The organism is Cellulosimicrobium cellulans (genome assembly GCF_024124905.1).
In the GTDB taxonomy this organism is placed as follows: domain Bacteria; phylum Actinomycetota; class Actinomycetes; order Actinomycetales; family Cellulomonadaceae; genus Cellulosimicrobium; species Cellulosimicrobium cellulans_G.
Genome location: NZ_JAMXST010000007.1, coordinates 15,955 through 35,253, shown reverse-complemented (window position 1 = coordinate 35,253; position 19,299 = coordinate 15,955). Strand labels below are relative to the sequence as shown.

Sequence of the window (19,299 nt, the reverse complement as noted above, 5' to 3'; positions counted from 1 at the left end):
GACGGTGATCCCCGCGCTTGCCGCGCGCCGGTCGGCGTACGGCCTGGTCGTCACCCGGGGCACCCCGCCGCGAGAGGAGGGTTGCCGGCCAGCAAACCGGGGTTTCACGCTGGCACTCATGACCTGCGTCCAGGATGTGCGCGCGGCACGGAGCGTGTCAACCGGTGGTCACGGTGTCTCGGATGGCGGGACGCAGTCCACGGGCAGGTCGAGGCGCCACCCGGACTCGTCGACCTCGAACGCGTCGAGCACCGCTCCGGTCCGCGCATCGAGCACGACGACGGAGTCGGGCGGCCACTCGGCCGGGTCCCCCGGTGGCGTCTGCGGAGGACGCTGGAGCCGTACGCCGTTCGTGTGCGCCTCGACGACCTCACCGGTGCGCGTGCTGACCAGCACGACCTCCGGGTGCGCGTCGGCGTAGGCGTCGCACGCCTCGCCGTCGCCGTCCGAGGTCCACCAGCCCTCGTACCCGCCGACGGTGTGCTCGGCCAGGTCGATCGGCTCCCCCGTGTGCGCGTCGCCGTCGAGCGCCTCTCGGGAGGGGAAGGGCGAGACGAGGTCCTCGTCGGGTTCGACCTGGACGACCCGCGGCCGCTCGGTGGGCAGCCCGGGGACCGCGTCCCCGACGACGTGCACCACCGTCTGCGGGGCGTCCTCGCCTCCGGGCGCCGTCCACAGCAGGACGACGCCCGTCCCGACCACGCCCGCCACCACGGCCGCGCCCACCGCCCGTCGTCGCACGCTGGCCACCGTCTCCCCCCTTCGCTCCCGGGACCCCGCCCCGGCGCGCGATCACGCTAGCGCGACCGTCCGACGTCGGGCACCCCCCTCCCGGAGGCCGCTCCCCGAGACGGGCGTTCCACGCGTCGGACGGGTGGCGTACGATCCCGAGCAACCATCCGGAGCGGCCGAGTGACGTGGCACGTCGACGCCGCAGCAACCCCCCGGTCCGTCGCGAGGCGGCCGGGCGCAGGGTGCTACTGCCACGATCGATGGAGGAGGACTCATGAGCGACCAGTCCCAGCAGACGTCGGCCGTACCCGACGCGCGACCCGCCGTCGGCTACGCCGGCGACCTCACCCCCCAGCAGGCGTGGGACCTGCTGACGAACGACGAGCGCGCCGTCCTCGTGGACGTCCGCACCGAGGGCGAGTGGCGCACCATCGGCGTGCCCGACGCCACGGACCTCGACCGCGACGTCGTGTTCGACGAGTGGGTGACCCCGGCCGGGCCCAACCCGCGCTTCGTGGACCAGCTCGTCGAGGCGGGTCTCACGCCCGGCGACGAGCGCCCCGTCGTGTTCCTGTGTCGCTCGGGCCAGCGGTCGATCGGCGCCGCGCGCGCGGCCACGGCCGCCGGTCTCGGGCCGTCGTACAACGTGCTCGAGGGCTTCGAGGGCGCCCAGGGGCTCTCGGGCCTGCGCGACGTCGAGGGCTGGAAGGTGCGCGGCCTGCCCACCACGACCTACGACGAGGCCGCCCGGTGAGCGCCGCGCAGCCCGGGAGCGTCCCCGGCGGCTCCGGCCGCAAGCCCCTGCCCGCGAGCGCGCGCCCCGCGACGCTCGCCGTGCGCGGCGGCCACCACCGCACGGAGTTCCAGGAGACCTCCGAGGCGTTGTTCCTCACGCAGGGGTACACGTACGACCGCGCCGCCGACGCCGAGGCGGCGTTCAAGGGCGAGCTCGACCGGTTCGTCTACTCGCGCTACGGCAACCCGACGGTGCACGCGTTCGAGGAGCGCCTGCGCCTGCTCGAGGGCGCCGAGGCCTGCTACGCGACGGCGTCCGGCATGTCCGCGGTGTTCACGTCGCTCGCCGCGCTCGTCGGTTCCGGGTCGCGGATCGTCGCGGCGCGCGCGCTGTTCGGGTCGAGCATCGTCATCTTCGACGAGATCTTCGCGAAGTGGGGCGTCCGGACGGACTACGTCGACGGGCACGTGCTCTCCCAGTGGGAGGAGGCGCTCTCGACGCCCGCGGACGTCGTGTTCTTCGAGACCCCGTCCAACCCCATGCAGGACATCGTCGACGCGCGGCGCGTGAGCGAGCTCGCGCACGCCGCGGGCGCGGTGGTGGTGCTCGACAACGTCTTCGCGACGCCGCTGCTGCAGAAGCCGCTCGAGCTCGGCGCGGACGTCGTCGTGTACTCGGCGACCAAGCACATCGACGGGCAGGGCCGCGTGCTCGGCGGCGCGATCCTCGGGACCGAGGAGTACGTCAACGGGCCCGTGCAGACGTTCCTCCGCAACACGGGGCCGTCGCTCTCGGCCTTCAACGCGTGGGTGCTGCTCAAGGGTCTGGAGACGCTCCCGGTGCGCGTCGCGGCGCAGAACACGGCGGCCGCGCAGGTGGCCGAGGCGCTCGAGCAGCTCCCTGGGATCGGCCGAGTGCGCTACCCGTTCCTCGCGTCGCACCCGCAGCGGGAGCTCGCGCGGTCGCAGCAGAGCGGCGGCGGCACGGTCGTGACGTTCGACCTCGCCGTCCCCGAGGGCACCGACCCCGAGACGGCGAAGAAGCGCGCGTTCACGTTCCTCGACGCGCTCCAGGTCGTCGACATCTCCAACAACCTCGGCGACGCGAAGTCACTGATCACGCACCCCGCCACGACGACGCACCGCAAGCTCGGCCCCGAGGGCCGCGCCGCCGTCGGGATCGCGGAGACGACCGTGCGCCTGTCGGTGGGTCTGGAAGACCCGCTCGACGTCATCGAGGACGTGGAGCAGGCGCTCGACGCCTGACGACCCTCGCGCCGACCATGTGGTCGTGGCCCGTCCCGCCGTCGGGACGGGCCACAACAGCATGGTCGGCGGGCAACAGGCGCATGGTCGGCGCGGTGCTCCGGAATGGTGTGGACCGGCCGTGCGGGCCTTCGTAGCGTCGGGGGATGCCCGACGCGATCTTCGACGACCCTCGCCTCGCCGCGCTCTACGACCCGCTCGACCCGGACCGCAGCGACCTCGACGCGTACGTCGCGATCGTCGACGAGCTCGGCGCGCGGCGCGTGCTCGACGTCGGGTGCGGCACCGGGACGTTCGCGTGCCTCCTGGCGGGGCGTGGGATCGAGGTGGTCGGCGTCGACCCGGCGGGCGCGTCGCTCGACGTCGCGCGCACCAAGCCGGGCGGCGACCGCGTGCGCTGGCTGCACGGCGACGCGACGACGCTCCCGCCGCTCCGGGTCGACCTCGCGACGATGACGGCGAACGTCGCGCAGGTGTTCCTCACCGACGACGCGTGGGCCGCGACGCTGCGCGGCGTCCGCTCCGCGCTGGTCCCGGACGGGTGGCTGGTCTTCGAGACGCGCGACCCCGCGCGCCGGGCCTGGGAGGGCTGGGTCCGCGAGGCGACGACCGTACGCGTGGACGTGCCCGACGTCGGGCCGGTCGAGTCGTGGACCGACCTCACCGACGTGTCGCTCCCGTTCGTGTCCTTCCACGACACGACCGTGCTGCCCGACGGCACCGAGCTGCACTCCGACTCGACGCTGCGCTTCCGCGAGCGCGACGAGGTCGAGGCGTCGCTGGTGGCGTGCGGCTTCGAGGTCGTGGACGTCCGCGACGCGCCCGACCGCCCGGGCCGCGAGTGGGTGTTCGTCGCACGGCGCGCTGAGCCGGAGGTCGAGTGACGCACATCCGAGCGAGCGACGCGCTCCGGCGTGCGCCTCTCGGTCGGGCGTGCGTCAGCCGGCACGTCCGCCCAGGACGGCACCGTCGTTCCCGACGATGTGGACGGCGGTTCGACGGTGTGGGACGCACCTCGTAGATTCCTCGTAGCGCCCGGCCGACCGGCGGGCGCGACGACCGGTCCGCCACCACCGACAGGGGTCCCCTTGCTGCACGTGCACCGCTCCGAGCGTGCCGAGGCGCTCGTGGCGCCGCTCGCCGCCGTGCTCGCCGAGGCGCCGGAGGACCCGTTCACGCCGGACGTCGTGGCCGTCCCGACGCGCGGGGTCGAGCGGTGGCTCGCGCAGCGGCTCTCGCACCACCTGGGCGCGGGCGAGACGTCGGGGATCTGCGCGAACGTGGACTTCCGCGGCCCGCGCCGGCTCGTGGAGCAGGTCGTCGCGGACCTCACCGACCTCGACCCCGACGACGACCCGTGGCGCCCCGAGCGGCTCGCCTGGTCGGTGCTCGAGGTGCTCGACGCGCACCTCGCCGAGCCCTGGGCGGCACCGCTCGCGCGGTACGTCGGCGACCCGGGCGACGAGGTGCGCCGGGGCCGGCGCCTGACGCTCGCGCGTCGGCTCGCGGACCTGCTCGTCGACTACGCGCGGCAGCGGCCCGAGGTGGTGCTCGCGTGGTCGGCCCCATCGCCGAAGACCGGCGACACCCCGGACGACCTCGCCTGGCAGCCCGAGCTCTGGCGCCGCCTGGTCGACCGCGTCCCGGCCACGGACCCCGCTCGTCGTGTCGAGGACGCGGTCGCCGCGCTCCGCGCCGACCCCGCGGCCGTCGACCTCCCGCCGCGGCTGTCCGTGTTCGGCCCGACGCGGCTCCCGGAGGACGAGCTGCGCGTGCTGCACGCGCTCGCCGAGCACCGCGACGTCCACCTGTGGCTCGTGCACCCGTCGCCCGCGCTGTGGGAGAAGGTCGCGGCTTACGACGGCGCCCCCGCCACGAGCGACGACCTCACCGAGGACACCGCCCCGGACCACGCGGGCACGCGGCGTCGCGCAGACCTGCCCACGCTCGCCCGGCACCCGTTCCTCGCGTCGACCGGCCGTGACGCGGTCGAGCTGCAGCTCCGGCTCTCAGCCGGTGGGTCGGTCGAGACGCACCACGCGGCCGCGCCGACCCCCCCGACGCTGCTCGGCGCGCTGCAGTCCGCGCTGCGGGCGGACGAGCCCGACGGCGCGCACCTGCTCGACCCGGCGGACCGGTCCGTGCAGGTGCTCGCGTGCCACGGCCGCGCGCGCCAGGTCGAGGTCCTGCGCGAGACGCTGGTCGGCCTGTTCTCCGCCGACCCGACGCTCCAGGCGCGCGACGTGATCGTGCTGTGCCCCGACGTCGAGACGTTCGCGCCCCTCGTCACGGCGACGTTCGGCGCGGTCCCCGAGCTCGGCGAGGACGCGCACCCCGGTCAGCGCCTGCGGGTCAGCCTCGCCGACCGCGGCGCCGGGACGACCAACCCCGTGCTCGCGCTGCTCGCCACGCTGCTGCGCCTCGCAGACGGCCGCGTCACGGCGTCGGAGGTGCTCGACCTCGCGGCGAGCGCGCCGGTCCGGCGCCGGTTCCGGTTCTCCGACGACGACGTGGACCGCCTGCGCCAGTGGGCCGTCGAGGCGGGCGTGCACTGGGGCGAGGACGGCGCGCGCCGGGCCCGGTTCGGGATCGACGGGCACGTGCGGCAGGGCACGTGGGACGCGGCGCTCGACCGGCTCCTGCTCGGCGCGGCGATGGCGGACGAGGACGCGCGGTTCGTCGGGCCGGCGCTGCCGCTGGACGACGTCGGCTCGACCGACGTGGACCTCGCGGGCCGCCTCGCAGAGCTCGTCGCACGGCTGACGGAGACGCTGCGCGCGCTCGACGGGGTGCACCCGCTGGCGCACTGGCTCGACGCGCTCGACCGCGCGCTCACGCTGCTCGCCGAGGCGCCGCCCACGGAGGGGTGGCAGATCGGCTCCGCGCGCCGCGTGCTGGGCGACGTGCGCGCGGCGGGCGCCGCGCACGGCGGGGTCGCGCTGCGGCTCGCGGACGTGCGCGCGCTGCTCGACGACCGTCTCGCGGGGCGCCCGACCCGTGCCGGGTTCCGCACGGGCGCGCTGACCGTGTGCTCGCTCGAACCGATGCGCTCGGTGCCGCACCGGGTCGTGTGCCTCCTGGGCCTCGACGACGGCGTCTTCCCCCGCACCACCGCTCCCGCGGGCGACGACCTGCTCGCGCGGCACCCGGAGATCGGCGAGCGCGACGCGCGCAGCGAGGACCGGCAGATCTTCCTCGACGCCGTCGCGGCGGCGGGCGACCACCTCGTCGTCGTGCACACGGGCGCCGACGAGCGCACCGGCGCCGCCCGCCCGCCGGCGGTCCCCGTCGCGGAGCTGCTCGACGCGCTCGACCGCGTGGCGCGGACTCCCGACGGGCGCCCGGCGCGCGAGCACGTCGTCGTGCAGCACCCGCTGCAGACCGTGGACGAGCGCAACTTCATCCCGGGCGCTCTGGGCGTGCCGGGTCCGTTCAGCCACGACGGCGCGGCGTTCGACGGCGCCCGCCAGGCGCGCGAGACGCGTCAGCCGGTCGGGGCGCTGGTGGGCGCGCCGCTCTCGCTGCTGGCCGTGACCGAGAGCGGCCAGCCGGCCGGCGAGGTCCCGGACGCCGGGGCGGACGCCCGCGCCGACGTCGAGCTCGACGACCTGGTCCGCCTGCTGGAGAACGCGCCGCGCTGGTTCGCGCAGCACACGCTCGACGTCGGGCTCGTGCTGGAGGAGGACGACGTCGAGGACCGCCTCCCGCTCGCGCTCACCGGCCTCGCGGGCTGGGGCGTGGGCGACCGCGTGCTCCGCGCCGCGCTCGCCGGCGTCGACCCGAACCGGGCGATGCAGGCCGAGTGGCGCCGGGGCCAGGTCCCGCCGCGCGAGCTGGGCCGCTCGGCGTTGCAGGAGGTGGTCCGCGCCGTCGGCCCGCTGCGCGTCGCCGCCGTGGAGGCCGCGCGCGAGGCCGACCTCGCCGCGGGCCGCCCGGTGAGCCAGGACGTGCTGAGCTCCGCGGAGACGGTCGACGTCCGCGCCGTGCTGCCCGACGGCCGCACCCTCGTCGGGAGCGTGCCGGGCGTGCACGGGGCGCGGGTCGTGCGCACCGAGTACTCGCGGCTCGGTCCCAAGCACCGGCTGCGCGCCTGGGTCCAGGCGCTCGCGCTCACGGCGAGCGACCCGGGCCGCCCGTGGGACGCCGTCGCGATCGGTCGCTCGTCCCGGGGCCCGGGCGTCGCGTGGTCCACCCTCACCCCGCCGGACCGCGAGACGGCGTCCCGGGTCCTCGCGGACCTCGTGGCGCTGCGCGACGAGGCGGCGCGCGAGCCGTTGCCGCTGCTGCCCGACGTGTCGCTGCGCTACACGGAGGAGCGGCGCACGAGCGACGCGCGCGACGCCCTGATGCGCGCGGGCTGGGCGTGGAACAAGGGCTTCGAGCGCAAGGACCCGTACGTCGTCCTCGCGTGGGGCCAGGACCCGGCCCTCCCCGACGTCGCGGGGCTCGCCACCACGGCCGACCTGGGCCGCTTCCCCGACGACCCGACCCGCCTCGGTGCGCTCGCGCGCCGCGTGTGGGAGCCCCTGCTGGAGAACGAGCTGCGAGGTGCCCGGTGAACGGCGCGACGTCCCGGACCGCGACCGACGGCGCCCCCGCGCACGGGGGCACGGCGGGGACGAGCAGCGCACCCCGGCGCTTCGACCCGTTCGGCGCGCTGCCGAGCGGGACGGTCGTGCTCGAGGCGAGCGCCGGCACGGGCAAGACCCACACGATCGCGACCCTCACGACGCGCTACGTCGCCGAGGGCGTGGCCGCCCTGCCGGAGATCATGCTCGTGACCTTCGGCCGCGCCGCGACCTCGGAGCTGCGCGACCGCGTCCGCGAGCGCCTCGTCGCGACCGAGCGCGCGCTGCGCGGGCCCGCGCCGGCGTCCAGCCGGGACGACCTCGTCGCGTTCCTCGCCGCGGTCGACGACGACGAGCTCGACCGCCGCCGCGAGCGCCTGCGCGTCGCGCTGTCCCAGCTCGACGCCGCGACCATCACCACGACGCACGGCTTCTGCCAGCAGATGCTCACCGCGCTGGGGACGGCGGCCGACGTCGACCTCGCGACGAGCTTCCTGCCGGACGTCGCGGACCTCGTCGAGGAGGTCACCGACGACCTGTACGTGCGGCGGTTCGCCGACGAGCCGGAGCCGATCCTCTCGCCGCGCGACGTGCGCGACGTCGCCCGGGCGGCGGTGAGCGACCACGGGGCGGTGGTCGCGCCGGCGGACGCGGCCGAGGGGTCGGTGGCGGCGGCGCGGTACGAGGTCGCGGTCGCGGCCCGTCGCGAGGTGGAGGCGCGCAAGCGCGCGATGCACCTGCTCGACTACGACGACCTGCTCGTGCTGCTGCGCCGCGCGCTGACCGACCCCGAGCACGGCGCGACCGCGGCGCGACGGGTCCGGTCGCGGTTCCGCGTCGTCATGGTGGACGAGTTCCAGGACACCGACCCCGAGCAGTGGGAGATCCTGCGGACGGCGTTCCACGGGCACCCCGAGGAGTGCCGCACGCTGGTGCTCATCGGCGACCCCAAGCAGGCGATCTACGCGTTCCGCGGCGCGGACGTCGTGACGTACCTGCGCGCGGTCGAGGACGCGACGGACACCGCGACGCTCAGCACGAGCTGGCGCAGCGACGGACCGCTCCTCGCGGGCCTGCACGCGCTGCTGGGCGAGACGGCGCTCGGCGACCCGCGCATCGTCGTGCGCCCGGTCGACGCGGCACACCCCGAGCCGCGCTTCTCCGGCGGCGCGCCGGTGCGGCTGCGGCAGGTCACGCGGCGTGCCTACCGCCTCGGCGGGTCGTCGGCGCCGTCGGCCCCGGACGCCCGCAGCCTGCTGGCCCGGGACGTCGCGGCGGACGTCGCGGGGCGGCTGGGGACCGCCGACGGCGGCGGCGACCGCGTGCGCGACGACGCCCTCGGCGCGGCGGGCGACGACGGCGTGGGCACCGGCACGGGGCGGTGGCGGCCGCTGGAGCCGCGCGACGTCGCGGTGCTCACCCGGACGAACGCGCAGGCCGAGGCGGTGCGCTCCGCGCTCGTCGCGCTCGGCGTGCCCGCGGTCGTGTCGGGGCCGTCGAGCGTGTTCGGCTCGGCGGCGGCCCAGGACTGGCTCACCCTGCTCGCCGCGCTGGAGCAGCCCGGTCTGCACCGCCGCGCGACGGCGCTCGCCCTCACCCCCTTCGTCGGCTGGGACGCGCAGCGGCTCGCGACCGCCGGCGACGCCGACCACGACGAGCTCGGGGACACCGTCCGGACCTGGGCGCGTCTGCTCGCGGACCGCGGCGTGGCCGCGGTCGCGGAGGTCGCGGCCCGGGGAGGTACGACCGCGCGGGTCATGGCCCGGGTCGACGGCGAGCGCTACCTCACCGACCTGCGCCACGTCACGCAGGCGCTCCACGAGGCCGCCGTCACCGACGGGCTGGGCACGGCCGCCCTCACGGCGTGGCTGCGCGCCCGGATCGCGGAGGTCGGCACCGTCTTCACCGACGAGCGCACCCGGCGCCTCGAGACCGACGCCGCCGCCGTGCAGGTCGTCACCGTCCACGCCGCGAAGGGCCTGGAGTTCGGCGTCGTGTACGTCCCGTTCGGCTGGGAGCGGTTCGAGTCGGACGACCAGGAGCTGTTCGCGTTCCACGACGACCACGGGCAGCGCGTCCTGCACCTGGGCGGTGTCGGCTCCCCCGGGTTCGTGGACGCCAAGGCGCGCTGGCGCGACGAGGAGCTGGGCGAGGACCTGCGGCTGCTGTACGTCGCCCTCACGCGCGCCCGGCACCAGGTCGTCGTGCACTGGACGCCGACCAAGCGCAGCACCGGGTCCGGCCCGCTCACGCGCCTGCTGCTCGCGGACCGGATGCTCGGCGGCGAGCCGGGCCGCCACGCCCGCCCCGACGCGATGCGCGACGACGCCGTCCGGTCCGCGTTCGAGGCGGTCGCCGCGCGCTCGGGCGGGACGGTCGTCGTCGAGCAGGTCGATGCCCGGCCGAAGGGCGAGCGCTGGTCGCCCGGAGCCCGCGCCGGGTCCGACCTCGCCCTCGCCGCCGCGACGCACCTGCCCGACCGCGAGTGGCGGCGCGCGTCGTACTCGGCGCTCACCGCGGCGGCGCACCACGGTCCGGTCGGCGGGATCGAGAGCGAGCCCGAGGACCCGGGTGTCCAGGACGAGCCGGAGGAGACGCCGGACGACGACGGGACGGGCGCTGTGCCGGCCGAGGTGCCGGGCGGAGCGCCCACGACCCGTCCGGGCGCCGACGTCCCCTCGCCCTACGAGGGGCAGCCGGGGGGCACGGCGTTCGGCACGCTGGTGCACGAGATCCTCGAGTACGTCGACACCGCGGCGGACGACCTCGATGCCGAGGTCCGCGCCCGGTGCGCGCAGGCGGCGACGGTCCGCGTGCCCGGGGTGGAGCCCGTGTCGCTCGCGGCGGCGCTGGGCCTGTCGCTGCGCACCCCGCTCGGACCGATCGCGGGCGGGCTCACGCTCGCCGACGTCGACCCGCGCGACCGCCTGCCCGAGCTCGAGTTCGAGCTCCCGCTCGCGGGCGGGGACGAGACCGAGGGCGTCACGCCCTCGACGCTGCGCGACCTCGCCGACGTCCTGCGCGCCCACCTGCCCGCCGACGACGCGTTCGCCCGCTACCCCGACCTGCTCGCCGCGCTGGCCGACGAGGCGGCGGACGGCTCCGGGGCGAGCGGAGCGGCGGGCGGCGGCGTCCCGCTGCGGGGGTACCTCACGGGGTCGATCGACGCGGTGCTGCGGGTTCCGGTCGCGGGGCCGGACGGTCGGCCCGACACCACGGGCCGCCGGCGCTACCTCGTCGTCGACTACAAGACGAACCGGGTCGGTCCGCCCGGGGTGCCGCTCGCCGTCGGCGACTACCACCCGGACGCGACGCGCGACGCGATGCTCGCCTCGCACTACCCCCTCCAGCTCGTGCTCTACCTCGTCGCGCTGCACCGCTACCTGCGCTGGCGCGTGCGCGACTACGACCCCGACCGCGACCTCGCGGGCGGCGCGTACCTGTTCGTGCGCGGCATGGCCGGCCCCGACACCCCGACCGGTCCCGACGGCGCGCCGTACGGCGTCGTCGCCTGGACGCCCCCGCCGGGGCTCGTCGTCGCCCTGTCCGCCCTGCTCGACGGAGGTCGCGCATGACCACGGCCCCTCTCGGCGCGACGGTGCCCGCCGCGCCCCCGGCCCCTCCGGTGGACGAGGGCGACCCGCGCCTCGCCGTCGGGGTGCGCGCGTGGCTCGCCGCGTTCAACGCCGCGCGCGTGGTCTCCGCGGCCGACCTGCGCGTCGCGCTGCGGCTCGGCCACCTCACGGGCGAGCAGGACGACCAGGTGCTGCTCGCGGTCGCGCTCGCCGTGCGCGCGGTGCGCAGCGGGTCGGTGTGCGTGCGCCTCGACGACCTGGGGTCGCTGGAGCTGCCCGAGGACGAGGAGGCGGCGCGCACCGACGCCACGGACCTGCCCTGGCCGGACCGGACCGCGTGGGCGTCAGCGGTCGCGCGCAGCCCCCTCGTCGCGGCGGGCGTCGACGGGCCGGCGGACCGTCCCGCGCGCTGGGTGGGCGGCGCCCTGTACCTCGACCGGTACTGGCGCGACGAGCTCGCGGTGCGGCACGACGTCGACGGTCGGCTCGCCGCGGACGACCTGCCCGTGGACGGCGACCGCCTCGACGCCGCCCTCGCCCGCCTCTTTCCCGCGGCGGACGACACCCGGCAGCGCCTCGCCGCCGCGCACGCCGCGACGCGCCGGCTCACGGTGCTCACGGGCGGTCCGGGGACGGGCAAGACGACGACGGTCGCGCGCCTGCTCGCCGTCCTGCACGACGCCGCGCTCCCGACCTCGTCGTCCGCCGGCACCACGTCCGGCGCCGCGCTGCGCGTGGCGCTCGCCGCGCCCACGGGCAAGGCGGCCGCGCGCCTGCAGGAGGCGGTGCGCGAGGTCGTCGCCGGGTTCCCGGACGCCGCCGACCGCGAGCGCGTCGGCGCCCCCGTCGCGACGACGCTGCACCGCCTGCTCGGCTTCCGGCCGGGCAGCAGCACCCGGTTCCGGCACGACGCGCACCACCATCTGCCGCACGACGTGGTGGTCGTCGACGAGACCTCGATGGTCGCCCTGCCGCTCATGGCGCGGCTGCTCGAGGCGCTGCGGCCCGACGCGCGGCTCGTGCTCGTCGGCGACCCCGACCAGCTCGCGTCCGTCGAGGCCGGGGCCGTGCTCGGGGACCTCGTGCACCGGGCGCCGGTCGCGCCGCCCGCGACGGCGGGCGTCGTGGTCGCGACGGCCGACGTCGCGCTCGCCGGCTCCCCGCCGCCCGCCGTCGGCGAGGTGGACGACCGCGCGGTCCTGGGCAACGGCGTCGTGCGGCTGCGCACCGTCCACCGCCAGGACCGCGACTCCGAGATCCTGCCGCTCGCGGCGGCGATCCGGGCCGGGGACGCGGAGGCGACGCTCGCGCTCCTGCGCGCGGGCCACGGGACCGTCCAGTTCCTCGAGACCCCCGACGACGTGCCCGACGAGGCCGTGCTGGCCACCGTCCGCGCGGACGCCGTGGCCGCGGGCACGCTGCTCGTCGAGGCGGCTCGGGCGGGTGACGCGCGGGCCGCGCTCGACGCCCTCGCCCGGCACCGCGTCATGGTCGCGCACCGGCGCGGCCCCGCCGGTCGGGGCCGGTGGGCGGCGCAGGTCGAGGCCTGGGTCGAGGAGGCCACGGGCCACTACGCGACCGACTCCCCGTGGGTCGCGGGCCGACCGCTGCTGGTCACGACGAACGACGCCGAGGTGGGTCTCTACAACGGCGACACCGGCGTGCTCGTCGCCGAGCCCGGGGGCGTCGGCGTCGTCGCCGTGTTCGGCGACCCGCGTGCGCCGCTGCGCGTGCGGACGCACCGCCTCCCGCCGGTGGAGACCGTGCACGCCATGACGGTCCACCGCGCGCAGGGCAGCCAGTTCGAGCGCGTGACGCTCGTGCTGCCGCCCGCGACGTCGCCGCTGCTCACGCGCGAGCTGCTCTACACGGCGGTGACGCGCGCGCAGTCGTTCGTGCGTGTCGTCGGCTCCGAGGACGCGGTCCGCACGGCGGTCACGAGCCCGGTCCACCGGGCGAGCGGGCTGCGGACGCCGCTTCCGGGCGGTCAGTCCTCCGCGCGCTCCGCCTGATCCCGCTCGCGCAGCTCCTTCAGCCGGCCCCACGGCACGAGCACGATCCAGACGACGGACGCGATCGCGGCGCCCATGATCATCGAGGGGACGTCCATGGCGACCATCCTGGCAGACGTGCCGCGGCACTCACGGGGAATGAGGCTTGGGGGTCGCCGGTTGGCACCAGGGTGAGCACCCAGACCCCCCGCCTGTCCGTCCTCGACCTCGTGCCCGTCCGCTCGGGCCAGTCCAGCACCCAGGCGGTGCGGGCGTCGCTCGACCTGGTCCGCCTCGCGGACCGGCTCGGGTACGAGCGCTACTGGTTCGCCGAGCACCACAACATGCCCGCGGTCGCGGCGTCGACGCCGCCCGTCATGATCGCCGCGGCGGCGTCGGTCACCGACCGCATCCGGGTCGGCTCGGGTGGGGTCATGCTCCCCAACCACGCGCCGCTCGTCGTCGCGGAGCAGTTCGCGGCGCTCGAGGCGATCGCCCCCGGCCGGGTCGACCTCGGCATCGGCCGCGCGCCGGGCTCCGACCCCGTCGTCACGCAGCTCCTGCGCATCACCGGCCCGACGGCCGACGTCGACCGGTTCCCCCAGCACGTGACCGACATCCTCGCGCTCATGAGCCCGCAGGGCGCGACCCTGCGCCTCACGAGCGGCCAGGTGTACGACGTGCACGCGACCCCCGCCGCCGACGGCGCACCGACCGTCTGGCTGCTCGGGTCGAGCGACTACTCCGCGCGCCTCGCGGCCGAGCTCGGGCTGCCCTACGTGTTCGCCAACCACTTCTCCGGGCAGGGCGTCGACGAGATCCTCGCGCTCTACCGCGAGGGCTACCGCCCGAGCGAGGCGTTCCCCGAGCCGCGCACGTTCCTCACGCTCAACGCCGTCGTGGCGGAGACGGAGGACGAGGCACGCGCCCGCGCGCTCCCGCAGGCGCGCATGATGTCGCGGCTGCGCACCGGTCAGCCGCTCACCGCGCTGGAGACCGTGGAGGAGGCTCTGGCGGCGCCCCTCGACGGCGCGGCCGGGCAGATGGTCGAGGACAGCCTGCGCCGCTGGGCCGTCGGGACGCCCGACGACGCCGCGGCCGAGGTCCGTCGGCTCGCCGAGCGCCACGGCGTCGACGAGGTGATGATCGTGCCGGTCGCGGCGTCGCGCGCCGACGAGCCGCTCGACTCCACCCCGGGCCGCACCCGCACGCTCGAGCTCCTCGCGGCCGCCCTCGCCGGCCACTTCGCGGCCTGACCCGCCGACCGCCCGTCGGGCCATCCACCCGCCTCGCTGCCGAACACGACCTGGCACGCCGTCGAACACGACATGAGGCTCGTGATCCGCGGGATATCGACCCTCATGTCGTGGTCGGCGGGAGGCTGTAGCGTCACCGCATGACGACGAAGTACGACGACGCGGCCTGGCACTCCGACGGCGAGGGGTACCCGCCGGAGGCCGGCCCCGAGGCGGGCGCGACGCACATCGGCATGTTCCTCGCGTGGGCGGTGCTCGGCGGGCACGTCTCCGAGGAGCTCGCCGACGACGCCGCGGACGAGCTCGCCGCGCTGCGCGACCGGAGGACGACGCCCGGCGCGTTCGTGCTCGACGTGTGCGACGGCAGGCTCGTCGACGAGGACCTCGACGCCGTCGGCGCGGCCTTCGCGAGCGCGTACTACGCCGGCGACGAGGAGGACGAGGACGACGGCGGCCTCTACCTGGAGGACTACGTCGACGCGGTGAGCCCCGGCGACGGCGAGCCCGAGGACGTGTACCGCGTGCCGGACACGTGGGAGACGTACGACCTCGTCGGCCCCCTCATCGACGCGCGCTTCTCCCAGTGGGACGACGAGGGGCGCCCGTCGGTCCTGCGGCACCGCGCCTGAGGCGGCCCGAGATGACCGCGCCCACGCCCGTGACCCGGCTCGCCGCGGTGCTGCGCGCCGACAACCCGGGCCCGATGACGCTCGACGGCACGTGCTCGTACGTGCTGCGCGCGCCCGGGTCGGCGACGTGCGTCGTCGTGGACCCGGGGCCCGACGACGCGGTGCACCTCGACGCGCTGGCGGCGGCCGGGCCGGTCGAGCTCGTGCTCGTCACGCACCGCCACGCCGACCACACGGCCGGGGCTCCCGGGCTGCGGGAGCGGACCGCGGCGCCGGTGCGCGCCGCGGACCCGGCGCACTGCCACGGTGGCTCGCCCCTGCGCGACGGCGAGGTCATCGAGGCCGCCGGGCTGCGCGTCGTCGTGCGCGCCACCCCGGGCCACACCGCCGACTCGGTCTGCCTCGTCCTGCCCGACGACGGTCCGCTCACCACGCCCGGCGACCTCGCCAGGGGCGGCGCACGCCCGGACGGCGAGGCACCCGCCGACCAGCATCTCGGCGACGCGACCCTCGGCGACGTGCCGCCCGGCGGCACCCGGTCGGGTGACACCGCCGCCGGCGACGCGGGGCCGCCGTCGGGCACGACGGTCCTCACCGGGGACACCGTGCTCGGGACCGGCACGACGGTGATCGCCGCACCCGACGGCTCGCTCGGCGCCTACCTCGCGAGCCTCGACGCGATCGAGGCCGTCGCCGCCGCGGGGCCGGGCCGGACGACGGGGCTCCCCGGCCACGGGCCGGTCGTCGACGACCTCGCGGAACGGGTGCGTGCGTACCGCGCGCACCGGCTCGAACGCCTGTCCCAGGTCCGGGCGACGCTCGCCGCGCTCGGCCTGACCGCGGGTGCGGACGACGCCGTGGAGCGGGTCGTCGCGCGCGTCTACGCCGACGTCGACCCGTCCGTCCTCGCCGCGGCACGCCAGTCCGTCGCGGCGCAGCTCGCCTTCCTGGCGCGGGCCGACGCGCTCGCACGACGGTCCGCCCGCGGCAGGTCACGCGCTCGCCGCGACGACGGCTGAGCGGACGGCCGGGTGTCGGTGGCGTCCGGCACGATGACGGGCATGACGACACCACGGCTCGGTATCGCGTTCGTGCCCACCCACGCCCCGGAGAGCCTGCGGCGGCTCGCCACGACCGCGGAGGAGGCCGGCCTCGACGACCTCTGGGTGTGGGAGGACTGCTTCAAGCAGTCGGGCCTCGCGTCGGCTGCCGCCGCGCTGGCCTGGACCGAGCACGTGCGCGTCGGCATCGGGCTCATGCCGGCCCCGCTGCGCAGCACGGCGATCACCGCGATGGAGGTCGCGACGCTCGCCCGGATGTTCCCCGGACGGCTCGTCGCGGGCGTCGGCCACGGCGTGCAGGAGTGGATGGGGCAGGCGGGGGTCCGTGTCGCGTCACCGCTGACGTTGCTGCGCGAGCACGCCACGACGCTGCGGAGCCTGCTCGCGGGCGAGGAGGTCACGACGGCGGGGCGGTACGTCACGCTCGACGACGTGCGGCTCGACTGGCCTCCCACGCAGCCCGTCCCCCTGTGGCTCGGGGGCGTGGGTCCCCGCTCGCTCGCGCTGGCAGGAGAGCTGGGCGACGGACTGATCCTCGCGAACGCGCTCACCCCGGACGACGTGCGCGTCGCGACGGACGCGGCACGCGCGGGCGGAGCCGTCGACGGCTTCGACGTCCACGCGACGCTCATCGCGGCGACCGGTCCCGGCGCGCAGGAGCGCGTCGACCGCGAGGTGCCGCTGTGGGGGAAGGAGGCGGGTCAGGGCATCGGCGCGGGCGGCGACGCCGCGACGATCGCCGCAGCCGTCCTGGCCCTGGCGGACGCGGGCGCGACGGCCGTCGCGGTCCAGCCGACCGCGGACGAGCCGGACGTGGAGGGGTTCGTCCGCTTCCTCGGGCGGGAGGTCGCGCCGCTGCTCAGCGCCCGCTGACGCGCGACGCGTCGGTGGACCCGCCGGCGCGCTGACGCTCCCGGAGGCCGTGCACGAGGGCGACGACCGCGCACACGAGCGCGACCGCCCCGACGGCGAGCGCGAGGCGCACGGGGAAGGCGGCGTAGAGGTCGGACACGTCGCCCACCGGGAGCCCCCACTCGACGGCGGTCTCGCGCAGCTCGCCCGCGAGGACCCCGACCCGGCCCGGCACCCGCGACGCGACCGCGGCGACCCAGCCGAGGAGCTCGATGACGACGGAGGCCACGGAGTAGGCACCGGTCGCGAGGGGGATCACGGGGACACCCTAGCGGAGGCGGACACCGCGGGCATATCCGGCACGACCCCGAGAGTCCCCTGGTGCGACCCTCAGACCAGCGGCTTCGCGAAGCAGAGCGCGACGTGGTTGTCGCCGACGTACGGCGGGAAAGCGAGGACGGCGCGGTACCCGAGCGAGCGGTAGAGCGCGATCGCGCCCGGTTGGCGGATCCCCGTCTCGAGCAGGAGCCGGGCCGCCCCGCGCTCGCGCGCGACGGCCTCGAGCCCGTCGAGGAGCCTGCGGGCCGTCCCGGTCCTGCGTGCCCGTGGGCGCACGAAGACCTTCTTCACCTCGAGCGCGTCGGCGGGCGCCCCCGGTGCGGGGCGACGCAGCGACGCACACCCGACGGCCTCCCCGTCCCGGTAGGCGACGAGGGTCGTCACCACGTCGTCGCCCAGGCGCGCGTCGACCGCGTCGAACCCGCCCGCGGCGTCGAGCCCGCCGAACAGCTCGGGGTAGAGGACGGCGGACGACGTCTCGTGCATCTCCCGGCGCAGTGCTGCCGCGTCCGGGTCGTCCCACGGGACGGGGCGGACCTCCACGACCTCACGGGCAGCGACGCTCGCGGGCTCGCTCGGGCCCACGGTCGCCCGCGGGATGCTCGCCCCGAGCCGGCCGCTCGTCGCCGACGTCTCGTCCGCGGTGCCGGTGCCGACGCCCGGACCGCACGCGGCCCTCAGGTCGAGCGCGAAGCAGCGCGAGAGCGGGTGTCCGGCGTAGTGGCCGTACGACTCGATCGGGACGTACCCGAGCGCGAGGTAGAGGTCGATCGACTCGGGCTGGAGCGTCCCGGTCTCCAGGACCACGCGTTCGAGCCCGGCGACGACCGCGTGCCGGTGCACGGCCCGCATCGCGGTGCGCGCGTGACCGCGGCCGCGGTGGTCGGGCTCGACCCAGAGGCGCTTCACCTCCCCGGTGCGCGCGGGGTGCGTCCCGCCGCGGCCGTCGGGCGTGCCCGACACGTCGCGCAGCGCGACGAACGCGACCGGCTCGCCGCCCGCCCGGACCACGACGTTCGCGACCGACGCCTCGGGCTCGAACGCGCCCGCGACGGGCTCGCCGTACCGCGCGGCGAGCTCCGCCTGCTGACGCGTGCGCAGGAGCTCGGCCGCGGCGTCGTCCCCGGGGACCGCCTCGACGGTGACGCGCGTGCCCGGGCCCCCGACGCCGTCGGGCAGGACGCGCGAGGGCGCGCCGGTCACGCCGACCCGGTCATGCGTGGACGAGCGCGCCCAGGACCGACGTGAAGAAGCCGAGCCCGTCGGTGCCGGCACGGGGGCCGGCCTCGTTCGCGGGCCCGAAGCCCGCCTCGACGGCGTGCTCGGGGTGCGGCATGAGGCCGACGACGTTGCCCGCGGCGTTGGTGATGCCGGCGATGCCGCGGCGCGAGCCGTTCGGGTTCCAGCCGTCGTAGCGGAAGACGACGCGGCCCTCGGCCTCGAGCTCGTCGAGCGTGCGGTCGTCCGCGACGAACTGCCCGTCCTGGTTCTTCAGCGGGACCGTGATGCGCTGGCCGACCGTGTAGTCGCGCGTCCAGGCCGTCTCGGCGTTCTCGACCACGAGGACCTGCTCGCGGCAGATGAAGTGCAGGTGGTCGTTCTTGACCATCGAGCCGGGCAGCAGGTGGGCCTCGGTGAGGACCTGGAAGCCGTTGCAGATGCCCAGGACCGGCATGCCGCCCGCCGCCGCGTCGACGATCGACTCCATGACGGGCGCGAAGCGGCTGATCGCGCCCGCGCGCAGGTAGTCGCCGTAGGAGAAGCCACCGGGCAGGACGACCGCGTCGACGCCGTGCAGGTCGGCGTCCGCGTGCCACAGCGACACGGCCTCGCCGCCCGCGAGGCGCACCGCGCGCGCCGCGTCGCGGTCGTCGAGCGTGCCGGGGAAGGTGACGACGCCGATCCGCGCCGTCGCGAGCGTCGCGCCGCTCATCAGGCGAGCCCCTCGGACGTGATCGTCGCGGCGGCGTCGGCCTCGATGTCGGCGACGCGCACAACGTCCTCGATCACCGGGTTCGACAGCACCTTGACCGCGGCCTCCTCGGCGGCGGCGAGGATCTCCGGCGTGACCGGGCCGTCGACCTCGAGCTCGAACCGCTTGCCCTGGCGGACGGACGTGAACTGGGTGAAGCCGAGGCGCGGCAGCGCCCCGACGACGGCCTTGCCCTGCGGGTCCAGGATCTCGGGCTTGGGCATGACCTCGACGACGACGCGTCCCACGGGGGCTCCTTGGCGAGAGAGTTCGGGAGGGCCGGGGCTCCGGGATCCCGACCACGTCACGGCCGTCGAGGACGG

16 protein-coding genes and 1 riboswitch are annotated in these 19,299 nt (G+C 76.6%); of the genes, 10 read left to right on the top strand and 6 right to left on the bottom strand.

Annotated elements, in window-relative coordinates:
• Positions 1–8: 8 nt before the first annotated feature.
• Positions 9–124, bottom strand: a riboswitch (SAM riboswitch).
• A gap of 44 nt (positions 125–168) precedes the next feature.
• Positions 169–741: a hypothetical protein gene (locus NHH00_RS19350; RefSeq protein ID WP_253055164.1), complete on the bottom strand. Its 573-nt coding sequence runs from the start codon at positions 739–741 to the stop codon at positions 169–171.
• Between the two features lie 265 nt (positions 742–1,006).
• On the opposite strand from NHH00_RS19350, the gene NHH00_RS19345 reads away from it, so the two are divergent.
• From NHH00_RS19345 to recD, 6 genes are all read left to right on the top strand, one after another.
• Positions 1,007–1,486 (top strand): rhodanese-like domain-containing protein, encoded by a 480-nt coding sequence (locus NHH00_RS19345; protein ID WP_253055163.1) that lies wholly within the window; start codon positions 1,007–1,009, stop codon positions 1,484–1,486.
• Positions 1,483–2,733: an O-succinylhomoserine sulfhydrylase gene (locus NHH00_RS19340; protein WP_374615332.1), complete on the top strand. Its 1,251-nt coding sequence runs from the start codon at positions 1,483–1,485 to the stop codon at positions 2,731–2,733. The genes NHH00_RS19345 and NHH00_RS19340 overlap by 4 nt, the downstream gene beginning before the upstream one ends.
• 146 nt (positions 2,734–2,879) lie before the next feature.
• Positions 2,880–3,617, top strand: a complete 738-nt coding sequence (locus tag NHH00_RS19335; protein ID WP_253055162.1) for a class I SAM-dependent DNA methyltransferase — start codon at positions 2,880–2,882, stop codon at positions 3,615–3,617.
• A 213-nt stretch (positions 3,618–3,830) separates the two neighbouring features.
• Positions 3,831–7,292 carry an exodeoxyribonuclease V subunit gamma gene (recC, locus tag NHH00_RS19330; RefSeq protein ID WP_253055321.1) on the top strand — a complete coding sequence of 1,154 codons (3,462 nt, stop codon included), beginning with the start codon at positions 3,831–3,833 and terminating at the stop codon, positions 7,290–7,292.
• Entirely contained in the window at positions 7,289–10,876 is a 3,588-nt protein-coding gene (locus NHH00_RS19325; protein ID WP_253055161.1) for a UvrD-helicase domain-containing protein, read from the top strand. Before recC ends, NHH00_RS19325 begins: the two co-directional genes overlap by 4 nt.
• Complete coding sequence (gene recD, locus NHH00_RS19320; protein WP_253055160.1) at positions 10,873–12,888, top strand: exodeoxyribonuclease V subunit alpha; 2,016 nt, start codon at positions 10,873–10,875, stop codon at positions 12,886–12,888. Before NHH00_RS19325 ends, recD begins: the two co-directional genes overlap by 4 nt.
• Here recD and NHH00_RS20875 read toward each other — a convergent pair.
• Positions 12,864–12,986 carry a hypothetical protein gene (locus tag NHH00_RS20875; RefSeq protein ID WP_290445698.1) on the bottom strand — a complete coding sequence of 41 codons (123 nt, stop codon included), beginning with the start codon at positions 12,984–12,986 and terminating at the stop codon, positions 12,864–12,866. The genes recD and NHH00_RS20875 overlap by 25 nt on opposite strands.
• Before the next feature lie 72 nt (positions 12,987–13,058).
• Between NHH00_RS20875 and NHH00_RS19315 the strand changes: the two genes are divergently transcribed.
• The 4 genes from NHH00_RS19315 to NHH00_RS19300 all read left to right on the top strand — a co-directional run bounded on the left by NHH00_RS19315 (position 13,059) and on the right by NHH00_RS19300 (position 16,686).
• Positions 13,059–14,123, top strand: coding sequence for an LLM class flavin-dependent oxidoreductase (locus NHH00_RS19315; protein ID WP_253055159.1), 1,065 nt, complete (start codon positions 13,059–13,061; stop codon positions 14,121–14,123).
• A gap of 140 nt (positions 14,124–14,263) precedes the next feature.
• Positions 14,264–14,752: a DUF7832 domain-containing protein gene (locus NHH00_RS19310; RefSeq protein WP_253055158.1), complete on the top strand. Its 489-nt coding sequence runs from the start codon at positions 14,264–14,266 to the stop codon at positions 14,750–14,752.
• An 11-nt stretch (positions 14,753–14,763) separates the two neighbouring features.
• Positions 14,764–15,771 (top strand): MBL fold metallo-hydrolase, encoded by a 1,008-nt coding sequence (locus tag NHH00_RS19305; protein WP_253055157.1) that lies wholly within the window; start codon positions 14,764–14,766, stop codon positions 15,769–15,771.
• A gap of 42 nt (positions 15,772–15,813) precedes the next feature.
• A complete protein-coding gene (locus NHH00_RS19300) occupies positions 15,814–16,686 on the top strand; it encodes an LLM class flavin-dependent oxidoreductase (RefSeq protein WP_253055156.1) in 873 nt (290 codons plus the stop codon).
• Here the strand turns inward: NHH00_RS19300 and NHH00_RS19295 are convergent.
• The 4 genes from NHH00_RS19295 to purS form a co-directional block, all read right to left on the bottom strand.
• Positions 16,673–16,984: a hypothetical protein gene (locus tag NHH00_RS19295; RefSeq protein ID WP_253055155.1), complete on the bottom strand. Its 312-nt coding sequence runs from the start codon at positions 16,982–16,984 to the stop codon at positions 16,673–16,675. The two genes, NHH00_RS19300 and NHH00_RS19295, sit on opposite strands and share 14 nt — an antisense overlap.
• Positions 16,985–17,055: 71 nt before the next feature.
• Positions 17,056–18,207 carry a GNAT family N-acetyltransferase gene (locus NHH00_RS19290; RefSeq protein ID WP_253055154.1) on the bottom strand — a complete coding sequence of 384 codons (1,152 nt, stop codon included), beginning with the start codon at positions 18,205–18,207 and terminating at the stop codon, positions 17,056–17,058.
• A 10-nt stretch (positions 18,208–18,217) separates the two neighbouring features.
• Entirely contained in the window at positions 18,218–18,937 is a 720-nt protein-coding gene (gene purQ, locus NHH00_RS19285; RefSeq protein WP_253055153.1) for a phosphoribosylformylglycinamidine synthase subunit PurQ, read from the bottom strand.
• Complete coding sequence (gene purS, locus NHH00_RS19280) at positions 18,937–19,224, bottom strand: phosphoribosylformylglycinamidine synthase subunit PurS (RefSeq protein ID WP_087470936.1); 288 nt, start codon at positions 19,222–19,224, stop codon at positions 18,937–18,939. Before purS ends, purQ begins: the two co-directional genes overlap by 1 nt.
• Between the last annotated feature and the right edge of the window lie 75 nt (positions 19,225–19,299).